The organism is Pseudomonas sp. TE3910 (assembly GCF_056279025.1).
Genome location: NZ_JBWBQN010000001.1, coordinates 1,732,224 through 1,744,604 on the forward strand (window position 1 = coordinate 1,732,224; position 12,381 = coordinate 1,744,604).

The window sequence follows — 12,381 nt, forward strand, 5'->3', positions numbered from 1 at the left end:
GCGTCTCGGCACGCTGCACCTGCTCGCGGGTTGGCTTGACCCGCACAGACTCGTACCCCACCAGGCGCCCGTCCTCGAGCACCGGCGTGACGTAGGCACTGACCCAGTAGAAGTTGCCGTTCTTGCAGCGGTTCTTGACGATCCCCATCCAGCTCTGGCCGGCCTTGAGGTACTGCCACATCTGCTGGAACACCTCTGGCGGCATGTCCGGGTGACGTACAAGGTTGTGGGTACTACCGATAAGTTCTGCCTGACTGAAGCCGCTCATGGCGGCGAATTCGGCATTGCAGTAAGTGATCTTACTGGTGGTATCGGTTGCGGAAACAAGGCGTTGATGTTCCGGAAACGTCTGTTCGACAGAGGTTACCGGCAAATTGAGACGCACGTTAGAACTCCGTTAGTGGCGGTCGTAATCCTGGATCCAGTCCATGTTGAACCAGGCATTCAGACTTTTGTCTGACAATCCAATTCTACGAATTACATCACGTTTATGACAGTAATGTTACAGAATCTGGCGTTGCCTAGCTCGACCAAATACCGTTAAGTTCTTGATTCTAAATGGGAATTAAGCGATGACAATTTCAGGTTTGGGTTCAGCCATAAAGCGCTACCGCAAGGTGGCAGGGCTTACTCAGGCTGAATTCGGCGAGAAAACCGGTTTTGATCCCAAAACCATCAGCCGCTTTGAAACCGGCTCCTACACCCCAAGCGTTGAAGCACTGTTCAAATTTGCCGAAGTGCTGGGTATAAAGCTGAAAGCTTTTTTCTCGGAGTTGGGCGATGAAGACGAGCAAAGAGCCTATCTGTTCAACGTCGTACACAAAGCCCCCCCAAAAGACCTGGGAAAGCTGATCGCGGCGGTCGATATGGCCCTGTCCAGGCGTTAACGCCAGCAACAGCAAGCAGACAGGCTTATCGCTAAACAGCGCTGCCCCATTTTAGGGGCGCGGAGTATATCTGATTCAGCCCCCGGATGGGGGCTGAGGCTTGGCAGCGCCCCGCGTTTCTAGAAGCGCCAGAACGACGGTGTGAACAGCACCAGAACGGTGAGGATTTCCAGACGCCCCAGCAGCATGCCGACGGTCAGCAGCCACTTCGCAGCATCGGGCAGTGAGGAGAAGTTACCGACCGGCCCGATCACCGGCCCCAACCCCGGCCCCACATTGCAGACGGCCGTCGCCGCACCGGTCAGTGCAATGGTCCAGTCCAGGCCGATCAGGGCCAGCCCCAGCGCAATGGCGGCGATGGTGGTGGTAAAGAAAAAGCAGAAGGTCAGCAGCGAACGCACAATGTCCTCATCCAGCGGATGGCCGTTGTACTTGCTGCGAATCGTTGCGCGCGGGTGAATCAGTTGCGACAGGCTGCCATGCAGTAACTGGCCGGCGACCTGGAAACGAAAGATCTTCAAACCACCGGCGGTTGAGCCCGAACAGCCACCGACGAACGTCAGGTAGAAGAAGAACAACACCGAAAATGTGCCCCACAGGGTGTAGTCACCCAGCGCAACGCCCGTTGTAGTCACCACCGACGTGACGTTGACCGCCACCAGGCGCACCGCCTCCCACCACCCGTATGGCCCGTTGAAATGCAGCCAGGTGCCGACCAGCAACCAGGTCAACACCAGAAAGCCAATGAAGCCACGTACCTGATGATCCTTGAACAAGGCGCCTCTATTGCCTCGCAGCACCGCCACATACAACGTAAAGGGCAAGCTGCCGAGGATCATCACCCCTACCGCGACCCAGTGAATGGCCGGCTGCGACCAGTGCGCCAACGAACTGTCCGAGGTCGAGAAGCCACCGGTGGATATCAGCGACATTGAGTGGTTGATCGCCTCGAACGGCGTCATCCCGGCCCACCAGAACGCCAGGTAGCCAATCCCGGTCAACACGACATAGACCAGCAGAATGTATTTCGCCATGACATGGGAGCGCGGCAGCACTTTGTCCGACCAGTCCGACGACTCGGTCTGGAACAAGCGCATCCCCCCGACGCGCAGCAACGGCAGAATCGCTACCGCCATACCGATAAAGCCGATGCCGCCCAACCAATGCAACATCGAGCGCCAGATCAGCAAGCCTGGGGACGCGGTGTCCAGCCCGGTCAGCACGGTCGAGCCGGTGGTGGTGATACCCGACATCGTTTCAAAAAACGCATCCGTGTAGCTGATATCCCGTATGAACACCATCGGCAGCGCCGCAAAGGTACAGACCACGACCCAACTGGCCGTCGTCAGCAAATACATGTCTCGCGGGCGTAAATGAGCGTCCTCGGGACGCCCTTGTGCGACCAGCGCAATACCGGTGAGAAAGGTGATGACACCTGAACGGACAAATGCAGAAAGCCCGTCCTGCTGCTCATAAAGCATCAAGGTGAACAGAGGGATCGTCATGCTCACCGCAAGGGTGATGAGGAAGACACCGAGGATGAAACCAATCAAGCGGATTCTGGCAAGTGACATGTACGGGCTCTGACTGAATGGCGCGCGCAAGTATCGTTATAGCGCAGCACACAGACGCGTAAAGAATCCGTAAAAATTCAGTGGCTTCACACCTCATACTGCAGCCGCCCGCGCAGCCACTGTTGCGCCAACAACAGCAGCGAAACTGTTGCCCCAGCAACAGCCATTCAACAGGGCGCACTTCAAGCAACACTTGAGTACCCCGCAAAAAGCTCATAACAATCTGATAAATAAAGACTTTTCACACATGGAACAACTCTTGCTCCTGCCCCTGTACCTTCAACAGCAACGGGCCTGTAGCCATGAGCACTCCAATCAAAGTCGTCGCCGTTTCCGGTGGCACGTTCCGCCCTTCGCGCACACTGGTTCTGACCCAGGCCATCCTGGCTGAACTGGCGCAACAACTACCCATCGAGAGCAAGGTCATTGAACTTGGGGATATCGTCCGCCCACTGGGTGGCGCACTCTCGCGTAAAGAGCTGCCGGAAACCGTAGAGCATGAGCTGCGCGCAATCGAGTCCGCCGACCTGCTGATCGTCGCGGCCCCCGTCTACCGTGGCACCTACCCCGGCCAGTTCAAGCACCTGTTCGATCTGATTGGCCAGGATGCCTTGATTGATACGCCAGTACTGCTCGCCGCAACCGGTGGCAGCGAACGCCATGCGCTGGTCATCGACCACCAACTTCGCCCCCTGTTCAGCTTCTTCCAGTCGGTCACCCTGCCGATCGGGGTCTACGCCGCCGAAGCCGATTTCAGCAACTACCAGATCACCAGCACGGCCCTGCAGGCACGTATCCGCCTGGCCGGGGAAAAAGCCGCCGAGCAGCTCAACGGCCACCGCGCTGTTCTACGTAAAATTGCCTGAGGCGCCGACATGAATGTTTTCTGGTTTCTGCCCACCCACGGCGACGGTCATTTGCTGGGTACCAGTCAGGGCGCCCGCCCCGTCACCCTGCCCTACCTCAAACAGGTGGCCCAGGCCGCCGACAGCCTCGGTTACTACGGTGTACTGATACCCACCGGACGCTCTTGCGAGGACTCCTGGGTGGTGGCCTCTGCCCTGGTACCGCTGACCGAACGCCTGCGTTACCTGGTAGCGATCCGCCCCGGGATCATTTCGCCGACGGTCTCTGCACGCATGGCCGCGACCCTTGATCGCTTGTCCGCAGGCCGCCTGTTGATCAACGTGGTAACCGGCGGTGACCCGGACGAAAACCGTGGAGACGGCCTGCATCTCAGCCACAGTGAACGCTATGAGGCCAGTGGCGAGTTCCTGCATATCTGGCGGCGTGTGCTGCAGGGCGAAGCCGTGGACTATGACGGCAAGCACCTTCAAGTGCAAAACGCCAAGGCGCTCTACCCTCCCGTGCAAAAACCCTATCCACCGCTGTATTTCGGCGGTTCTTCCGACGCGGCCCACGAGCTGGCCGCCGAGCAGGTGGATGTCTACCTGACCTGGGGCGAGCCACCGGCGGCTGTCGCCGAAAAGATCGCCGATGTCCGTGCCCGCGCAGCCAAACACGGGCGCACCGTGAAGTTCGGCATTCGCTTGCATGTGATTGTCCGCGAGACCGCCGAACAAGCCTGGCAAGCAGCCGACAAGCTGATCGCCAACATCAGCGACGAAACCATTGCCGCCGCGCAGCAGTCCTTCTCGCGTTTCGATTCCGAGGGGCAACGGCGCATGGCCGCACTGCATGGTGGTCGGCGTGACCAACTGGAGATCTACCCGAACCTCTGGGCGGGCGTTGGCCTGGTGCGTGGCGGTGCAGGCACGGCCCTGGTCGGTGACCCGCAACAAGTGGCCGGGCTGATCAAGGAATATGCCGACCTCGGCATCGAGAGCTTCATCTTCTCCGGCTACCCACACCTGGAAGAGGCCTATCGCTTTGCCGAACTGGTCTTTCCGCTGCTGCCGGAACCCTATGCGAGCCTGGCAGGCCGCGGTGTCACCAACCTCTCAGGCCCCTTTGGCGAAATGATCGCCAACGACGTGCTGCCCACCCAGGCAACAGCGCAACCAGCCTGATGGACGCGCCTCAAGCCACCCTACCCCCCCGATGAGGACAGCCTGTGACTGCTATTCATCAATCCGCACGCCTGACGCCACTGCAGATTGCCCAAGCGCTGGCCAGCACCTTCGCCGAAAGCGCCGCGGAACGTGACCGCCTCGGCGGCACACCGAAAGCCGAGCGCGATGCGCTGCGCCAGAGCGGCTTGCTGGGCTTGATCATTCCGACGCAATACGGCGGCCTGGGCGCCAACTGGACAGAGACGCTGAACATCGTTCGCGAATTTGCCAAGGTCGACAGCTCGATCGCTCACGTCTTTGGCTTCCAGCACCTGATGCTGGCTACTGTGCGCTTGTTCTCCCGGCCAGACCAATGGCAACCGTGGTTCGAGCTGACAGCACGCAACAACTGGTTCTGGGGCAACGCCCTCAACCCGCTGGATACCCGTACCGTCTCGAAAAAACTCGCCGGTTGGCGTGAGTTCTCAGGGCGTAAAAGCTTTTGCTCGGGCTCGGCCGACTCGGAAATGCTGATTGCCTCGGCGCTGGATGAGTCCACCCAGGGCAAACTGCTGATTGCCGCCATCCCAAGCGGGCGCACCGGCATTACCCTGCACGGAGACTGGGACAACATTGGTCAACGGCAAACCGACAGTGGCAGTGCGACCTTTGAACGGGTACGGGTCGAGGAAAACGAGTTGCTGCTCGAACCCGGCCCCTTGAGTACGCCCTTCGCCTGCCTGCGCCCGCTGATCGCGCAGCTCACCTTCGTCAACATGTTCCTTGGCATTGCCGAAGGCGCCTTCGTCGAAGCCCGCAACTACACCCTCAAGGAAACCCGCCCGTGGTTCAAGGCCAAGGTTGAACACGCCAACGAAGACCCTTACATCCTGGGCCACTATGGCGAGTTCTGGGTCGGCCTGGAAAGCGTGCGATTGCTCACCGAACGGGCGAACGCGCTGCTCGATCAGGCCTGGCGCAAGGAGCATCAACTGCATAGCGAAGAACGCGGTGAACTGGCCGTCGCCATCGCAACCGCCAAGGTGGCGGCAACACGCATCGGCCTGGACCTGACCAGCCGCTTGTTTGAAGTGACCGGTGCCCGTTCCACCCACGCGGCCCTGCGCCTCGACCGCTACTGGCGCAACCTGCGCACACAGTCTCTGCATGATCCTGTGGACTACAAACTGCAAGAGCTGGGTGACTGGGCGCTGAATGCTCAACTGCCAACCCCGACGTTCTACTCCTAGGGTGGTGGCCTCGCGTCCTCGCAGCGGTTCATCAACGGCGACCCGGTCGTTGCCCCAGACAACACCGGGACAACACCACCGGAACAACACCGGGGCACATGTGCCCCGGTGTCGAGGCAGCATCAGGAGTCTTTGCTGCAGTCGCGCGGGGTGATGCCTTTCTCCTTCGCGTACTTTTGTGCAGAGGCTTCGATGATTGGCCGCAACAGTGCGCGGTCGGCCTGCACCCAATCGCTGATCAGGTTCCACTTCTCCCCATCCCACTGCTGGAAGCGCACGGCACCGCCGCCCTCATGGTCGGAGCAGGACAGTTGCAGGGGTTGCACCAGGCCTAGCGCGCCCAGTTCCTTGAGCCGCGCCTCATCCAGCTTCAGGTGCTCAAAGCCCCAGCGCACCTGCTCGCCACTCAATGGCTTGTGGCCGTACTTTTCCTGCGCCAGGCGTACCGCCTCGACGTTGAGGATGCCGTTCACCACACCCAGGTTGTAGTAGACGGTACCGAAGCGTTTTGGATCGGCAAGGTCGCCATGACCGGCATCGATAACGTCCTTCTTGATCCCTTGAGTCACCGGGAACGTGGTCCCGGACGGGTGCGTGGTAATCGAGATAAAGCCCTTGGCTGCAGCCCCTGCCGGTGCGGCGTCTTCCTCGGAGTTACTCCAGATGTTGCCGATGATTCGGTCCGCCGGGAAGCCGACCTTCTGCGCGCTCTTCAAGGCAACCGGGTTCATGACACCCCAGCCTCGCAGAATGACCCAGTCCGGCTTGGCGCGACGGATGTTCAGCCACTGCGATTGCTGTTCGTTGCCAGGGTGCGGCACCTCCAGCAAGGTCAGGGTAAAGCCATACTTGTCGGCCAACGCCTGCAGCACCTCATTGGTTTCCTTGCCATAGGGAGAACCATGGTAGAGCGTGACGATCTTCTTGCCACTCAACTTGTCCAGGCCACCCGACTGCTGGCCGATGTAGTTGATGATCGCCGACACTTCGGAATACGGGTTCAGTTGCAACGGGAAGGCATAGGGGAACACGCTGCCATCGGTAGAGTCCGTGCGCCCGTGGTTGATGGTGATCAAGGGCAATTTGTCTGCCGTCGAGCGGTCCAGGGTGGCGTAGGCAATACCTACCGAGAGCGGGTTGGTCGCAGCGGCCGGCGCCCCGTTCAAACCGTTCTTCAGGCGTTCGTAGCACTCAACGCCCTTCTCCACCACGTACTCGGTTTCGCACTCGCTCCAGGTCAACTTGACGCCATTGACCCCACCATTGGCGTTGACGTACTTGAGGTAATCGATAAACCCGCCAAAGAACCCGGTACCGCCTGCCGCGTAAGGGCCAACACGGTAGCTTTGCAGCGGGAAGTACTGCTCGCCATCGGCCTTGGCGATGAAGGCAGTGGCACTCAAGCTCACGGCCAGCGCGAGGCTGCTGAGCAAAGATCGTTTGAACATCGCGTGTTTCCTTGTCGAATCGTTGAGCTATGGCTTGCGCCTGAAGGGTGAACTGCGGAGCACGCTCCGCCTGCAGGGATTCGCTCAGTAGCGCAGCGGCCATCGCCGTGCGCGCTCGCGAAAGCGTTGCCAGAGGCGCGCCAGCCCCTCTGGTTCCTTGATCAGGAAAAGGATGATCAGTGCGCCGAACACCATCTTTTGCAGGTTCTCGACCTGCCCGGCATCGATCAGGCCCGCAGGCAACAGCCCGGCCAGGTTCGAGAGCAGGATCGGGAACAGCACGATGAACGCTGCACCGAGGAAGTTGCCGAGCAAGCTGCCCAAGCCACCGATAATGATGATGAACAGCACCTGGAATGAGCGGTTCAGGTCGAAGCCATGCGGCTCTACCGTACCCAGGTAGGTGAAGGCCCACAGTGCGCCGGCAATGCCGAGGAAAAAGCCGCTGATGGCAAAGGCCAGCAGCTTGGTCTTGAGCAGCGGAATACCGATGACTGCAGCGGCAGTGTCCATGTCGCGCACCGCCATCCAGTTACGCCCCAACTCACTGCGCACCAGGTTTTTGCCCAGCCAGAACAGCACCACGACCACCCCAAGCGTGAACAGGTAACGGCCCGCCGGCGAACTGAAATCGACCCCCATGAGGTGTAGCGGCGGCGCACTGATCACCCCTGAGGCGCTGTCATTGGAAAACCAGCTGAACTTGGTCAACGCCCATTGCACGAAGAACTGCGCAGCCAGGGTAGACACCAGCAAGTAGAAGCCTTTGATGCGAAGGCTGGGCAAACCGAACAGCAACGCCGTCAGGGCCGCACAAACGCCGCCCAGCACAAGGCTTAGCAGTAGCGGCAAACCCGGTACTCGCAGTTCGATGTTGTAGGTAGCAAAGGCCCCTACCGCCATGAAGGCCGCCGAACCGAGGGAGAGTTGCCCGGCATAGCCCGTCAGCAAATTCAGCCCAAGCCCGGCCAGCGACAACACCAGAAAAGGAATCAGGATGGCACTGAACCAGTAGTCATTGCCCAGGTAAGGCACCGCCACAAAGGCAAACAGCAGCAGCGCCAGCAATGCATGGCGATCCTGACGCAAGCGGAACACTCGACGATCCTGGGCGTAACGGGTACTGAACTGACCGGCTTCGTTGTACAACATGGCACTCTCCCTCAAACCCGCTCAATGGCACGTTCGCCAAACAATCCGGCTGGACGCACCAGCAAAAACAGCAACGCCAGGACATAGGGGAACCAGTTCTCGATCCCCCCGCCCACGAACGGCCCGAGGTAGACCTCGGCAAGTTTCTCGCTGGCGCCGATGATCAAGCCGCCGACAATCGCCCCACTGATCGAGGTGAACCCGCCAATGATCAGCACCGGCAAGGCCTTGAGCACGATGAGCGAAAGGGAGAACTGCACGCCCAGGCGAGCGCCCCAGAGCAGCCCGGCGACCAGGCCGACAAACCCTGCCACGGCCCACACCACGGCCCAGATGTGCTGCAAGCGAATGCCCACGGCCAAGGCTGCGACGGGATCGTCGGCCACGGCCCGCAACGACAGGCCAATACGGGTCTTGCTGAACAGCAATGACAGCACCAGTACCAGCAGCGCTGCCGTGGCTGCCGCAAACAGGTCGAACGAAGACAGCAACATGCCGCCCAACGCCAACGGCTCATCACTGATGCCCAGGTCAAGGCCGTGCACCTGCGCGCCCCACAGCGCCTGGGCAAAACCTTCGATCATGTACGACAGGCCGAGCGTGGCCATGAACAGGGTGATCGGTGAGCGGTTGACCAACGGCCGCAGCACCACCCGCTCAACCGCCAGGGCCAACAGCACCATCGCCGCCAGGGTCACCACAAACGCCAACCAGAACGGCAACCCGCGCTCCAGCAAACTGACAAAGGTCAGCGCGGAGAACAGCACCATCGCGCCCTGAGCGAAATTGAACACGCCGGAGGCCTTGTAGATCAGCACAAACCCGATGGCCACCAGGGCATACATCACCCCGGCCAGCAAACCGCCGATCAGTACTTCAAAGAAAAAATCCATGTCGTTTCCTGCTTTTCGGGCAATACGAAGCCAACCGCCCAACGCAGGACGGCAAACACGTAAACGCGCGTTAGTGTCGGGTACCGAGGTAAGCAGCAATGACCTCAGGGTCTTGCCGGACCTGATCCGGCGGGCCATCGCCAATCTTGCGGCCGTAGTCCAGCACCACCACATGGTGCGAAATGCCCATGACCACGCCGATGTCGTGCTCGATCAAGACCACGGTGGTACCGAATTCGCGGTTGATGTCGACGATGAAACGGCTCATCTGCGCCTTCTCTTCGGCATTCATTCCGGCCATTGGCTCATCCAGCAACAGCAAGGTAGGTTCCGCGGCCAAGGCACGGGCCAACTCAACCCGCTTTTGCAAACCGTAGGGCAAGGTGCCGACAATCGCATCACGCCACGGCTGGATCTGCAGAAACGCAATGACCCGTTCTGCCGCAGCGCGCTGAAGGTCATCTTCAGCCGCGACTCGCCCCACCCGCAGCACTTGCTCCAACCAAGTGCTACGCCGTTTCAGGTTGCGCCCGGTCAGGACGTTGTCGAGTACCGTCATGCCCTTGAACAGCGCGATGTTCTGAAAGGTCCGGGCGATACCGCGTTGCGCCGCGTCGTGAGGACGCATGCGGCGCCGCACCTGGCCGGCAAAATGAATGTGGCCTTCCTGTGCCTGGTACACACCGTTGATCACATTCAACAACGAACTCTTGCCGGCACCGTTAGGCCCGATCAAGGCGCAGATCTCACCGGGCGCGACCGAAAAGCTGATGCCGGTAACCGCCTTGACGCCCTTGAAGGACAGGGAAATATTGTCCAGCGCCAGTAGCGGCGCCGGAACAGCAGAGTGGCTTGTGGACATCGTTCGCTCTCCTCATCAAGCCAATTGTGGATGGTCGTCAATCCAACCACTGATACGGCTGGCAGGCTCACTCGGCGCCACCTGCCAACGTGCGGGGTCTGGCCAGGTCCGCACACGAATGTCCAGCGCGGCAAAAAAGGCCTGCGCTGGTTCTGCCAACGGCTCCCCGACCAACAACGGTGCCTGTATGCGGCTGAAGCCAAGGATGTCGCGCAGCGCACGCCGCACCAGCCAGTAACCGAGCGCACGCCTGAGTACGCCCGGCTGCGCCGCCAGCGCCCAATCCACCAGCCGCCGCTGCCAAGTGCCCACATCCGGCAGGCGTGCCAGCACCTCCTGGTACAAGCGGCCATAGGTCTCCCGGGTCCCGGCCACCAAGGTTGGCCCCAGCTCACGGCGATCGCGGTCACGGGTGTGCAGGCTCTCGGGGAAATTCAGGCGAAACCCGGCAATCAGCCAAGGCGCCAGCAAGTAGCGCGCCTGACCACTGGCGGCAAAGGCCCGCGCAGCCAGTGCTTCCTCGCCCGGCCCAAGGTGTTCGAGCTGCACCAGACGCGCCCCTTCGCGCACCAGCTCTGCATGGCTGATGCGCTGCAATTCGATGTGCTGGCCCTCATGCAAACGGTAGAAGATGAAGGCGCTGCGCTCCGTGCGCGCCTTCAGCTTGAGCGCCGGGTCGGCCGCCCGTGCCACAAGCACGGCATAATCGAGCGCTGTTTTTGCATGCTCGGCGGCCAAGCCTCGACCATCGGCATAAAACAGCAGAGCAGCATTCAGATTCGCCGCACCGACCTGCGCCAGTTCCTCAGCGCCTTCAGCAAAGAAGTAACCCGGGTTCAGCTCACGCAACAACTCAACCTGAGCAGCACCGCCCTGCAACGGATCGAACAACACCGCGACACCGCCCAACCATTGCGCAGCGAGTGCTGCGATCAGGGCTTCCGGGCGTGGACGGCTCAACACCACGAGGGTGTTCGCCTCGGTAAAACCACGCAGTTGAAGCGCCGAGGCCAAGCGACGGACTTCATCCGCCAACTGCTGCCAGGTACGCACCTGCCAGACACCCAGATGCTTGTGCCGCAGGGCCAGACGTGTACCGTGGTCAGCCGCCTGTCGCTGCAACCATTCAGGCAAGGTGCCAGGGGCATCTGGGCTGTGCTGCGCAAACTGAACCATAACGACTCCCGCTTCAGGCAACGGCCTTGTCGACCAAACGTCGGGCTTCCAGTTCACGGACCAATGGCAGTACCTTACGCCCGAAGTACTCGACTTCCTCCTGGAAGTGCAGGAAACCACCCAACACCAGATCCACCCCCACGGCTTTCAGGGCGACGATGCGTTCGGCGATCTGCTGCGGCGTACCAATCAGGTTGGTCTTGAAGCCATCGTTGTACTGCACCAGGTCCTCGAAACTGGACTTGGCCCAGTTGCCTTCGCCTTCCGGGCTGGCCTTGCCGGCTTGCCGCGCCGCATCGCCAAAGGCGTTGACCGCTTCCGGATCGGCCTTGTCGATAATCTCGGCGAGTACCGCGCGGGCCTCTTCCTCAGTGTCGCGGGCGATGATGAATGCGTTCACACCGACCTTGACCGTATGGTTATTCGCCGCAGCCTTGGCCTTGATGTCATCCACCTGAGCCTTGATGCCTTCGACGGTATTGCCGTTGGTGAAGTACCAGTCAGACACCCGTGCCGCCATATCGCGAGCGGCCCGCGAGCTGCCACCCTGGAAGATCTCTGGATGCTGCTGCAGTGGCTTGGGCTGCAAGGTGTAGTTATGGAAGCGATAGAAGTCACCGCGCTGGGTGAAGTTGTCGGTGGTCCAGATACCTTTCAGTGCAGTGATGAACTCTTCCGAACGACGGTAGCGTTCATCGTGTTCCAGCCACGGTTCGCCGATCGCGGTGAACTCACCCTTGAACCAGCCCGACACCACGTTGATGGCCACCCGCCCACCTGTCAGGTGGTCGATGGTCGCAATCTGCTTGGCCAACAACGCCGGAGTCCAAGGCCCTGGCAGTACCGCAGCAATCACCTTCAGGCGCGTGGTGGCGGCGAGCAGTGCATGGCTGAAGGTGACCGATTCATGCTGGTACTCCGCGCCATAACCGGCGGTGAAGCGGATTTGCGACAGCGCATACTCGAAGCCGGCGTTCTCGGCGATTTGCGCGAGCTTGCGGTTGTAGTCGATGTCCCAGCTGGTGCGCTGTTCGATCTTGCTGACCACCAGACCACCGCTGACGTTAGGCACCCAATAGGCAAACTTGATCTGTTCTTGGCTCATTGCAGGTACTCCATTGAGTTGA

The 12,381-nt window shown here is 60.5% G+C and carries 11 protein-coding genes and 1 pseudogene; 4 read left to right on the forward strand and 8 right to left on the reverse strand.

Going from position 1 to position 12,381, the window contains the following annotated elements:
* Nucleotides 1-103 precede the first annotated feature (103 nt).
* Nucleotides 104-268, reverse strand: a pseudogene (locus ACZ9H3_RS07760) (PAS domain-containing protein); the annotation flags it as partial.
* A 304-nt stretch (nt 269-572) separates the two neighbouring features.
* On the opposite strand from ACZ9H3_RS07760, the gene ACZ9H3_RS07765 reads away from it, so the two are divergent.
* Nucleotides 573-887, forward strand: a complete 315-nt coding sequence (locus ACZ9H3_RS07765) for a helix-turn-helix domain-containing protein (RefSeq protein WP_099775367.1) — start codon at nt 573-575, stop codon at nt 885-887.
* Between the two features lie 119 nt (nt 888-1,006).
* Here ACZ9H3_RS07765 and ACZ9H3_RS07770 read toward each other — a convergent pair whose 3' ends face one another.
* Complete coding sequence (locus ACZ9H3_RS07770) at nt 1,007-2,461, reverse strand: TrkH family potassium uptake protein (protein WP_330522893.1); 1,455 nt, start codon at nt 2,459-2,461, stop codon at nt 1,007-1,009.
* A 302-nt stretch (nt 2,462-2,763) separates the two neighbouring features.
* On the opposite strand from ACZ9H3_RS07770, the gene msuE reads away from it, so the two are divergent.
* From msuE to ACZ9H3_RS07785, 3 genes are read left to right on the forward strand one after another with little or no spacing between them, the layout of a single operon-like run.
* Nucleotides 2,764-3,327 carry an FMN reductase gene (msuE, locus tag ACZ9H3_RS07775; protein WP_065760116.1) on the forward strand — a complete coding sequence of 188 codons (564 nt, stop codon included), beginning with the start codon at nt 2,764-2,766 and terminating at the stop codon, nt 3,325-3,327.
* A 9-nt stretch (nt 3,328-3,336) separates the two neighbouring features.
* A complete protein-coding gene (ssuD, locus tag ACZ9H3_RS07780) occupies nt 3,337-4,491 on the forward strand; it encodes an FMNH2-dependent alkanesulfonate monooxygenase (RefSeq protein ID WP_330522894.1) in 1,155 nt (384 codons plus the stop codon).
* 44 nt (nt 4,492-4,535) lie between these two features.
* Nucleotides 4,536-5,723: an acyl-CoA dehydrogenase family protein gene (locus ACZ9H3_RS07785; protein WP_065760118.1), complete on the forward strand. Its 1,188-nt coding sequence runs from the start codon at nt 4,536-4,538 to the stop codon at nt 5,721-5,723.
* 122 nt (nt 5,724-5,845) lie between these two features.
* Here the strand turns inward: ACZ9H3_RS07785 and ACZ9H3_RS07790 are convergent, their stop codons facing one another.
* From ACZ9H3_RS07790 to sfnG, 6 genes are all read right to left on the reverse strand, one after another.
* Nucleotides 5,846-7,171 carry an ABC transporter substrate-binding protein gene (locus tag ACZ9H3_RS07790; protein ID WP_330522896.1) on the reverse strand — a complete coding sequence of 442 codons (1,326 nt, stop codon included), beginning with the start codon at nt 7,169-7,171 and terminating at the stop codon, nt 5,846-5,848.
* Between the two features lie 84 nt (nt 7,172-7,255).
* The gene (locus ACZ9H3_RS07795) at nt 7,256-8,323 is read right to left on the reverse strand and encodes a branched-chain amino acid ABC transporter permease (RefSeq protein WP_065760120.1); all 1,068 of its coding nucleotides are present in this window, start codon (nt 8,321-8,323) and stop codon (nt 7,256-7,258) included.
* 11 nt (nt 8,324-8,334) lie between these two features.
* Nucleotides 8,335-9,216, reverse strand: coding sequence for a branched-chain amino acid ABC transporter permease (locus ACZ9H3_RS07800; protein WP_065760121.1), 882 nt, complete (start codon nt 9,214-9,216; stop codon nt 8,335-8,337).
* A gap of 70 nt (nt 9,217-9,286) precedes the next feature.
* On the reverse strand, nt 9,287-10,078 hold the full coding sequence (locus ACZ9H3_RS07805; protein ID WP_065760122.1) for an ABC transporter ATP-binding protein: 792 nt from the start codon (nt 10,076-10,078) through the stop codon (nt 9,287-9,289).
* 15 nt (nt 10,079-10,093) lie between these two features.
* Nucleotides 10,094-11,254 (reverse strand): AMP-binding protein, encoded by a 1,161-nt coding sequence (locus ACZ9H3_RS07810; RefSeq protein ID WP_476220250.1) that lies wholly within the window; start codon nt 11,252-11,254, stop codon nt 10,094-10,096.
* Nucleotides 11,255-11,267: 13 nt separating this feature from the next.
* Complete coding sequence (gene sfnG / locus ACZ9H3_RS07815; RefSeq protein WP_065760124.1) at nt 11,268-12,359, reverse strand: dimethylsulfone monooxygenase SfnG; 1,092 nt, start codon at nt 12,357-12,359, stop codon at nt 11,268-11,270.
* Nucleotides 12,360-12,381 lie beyond the last annotated feature (22 nt).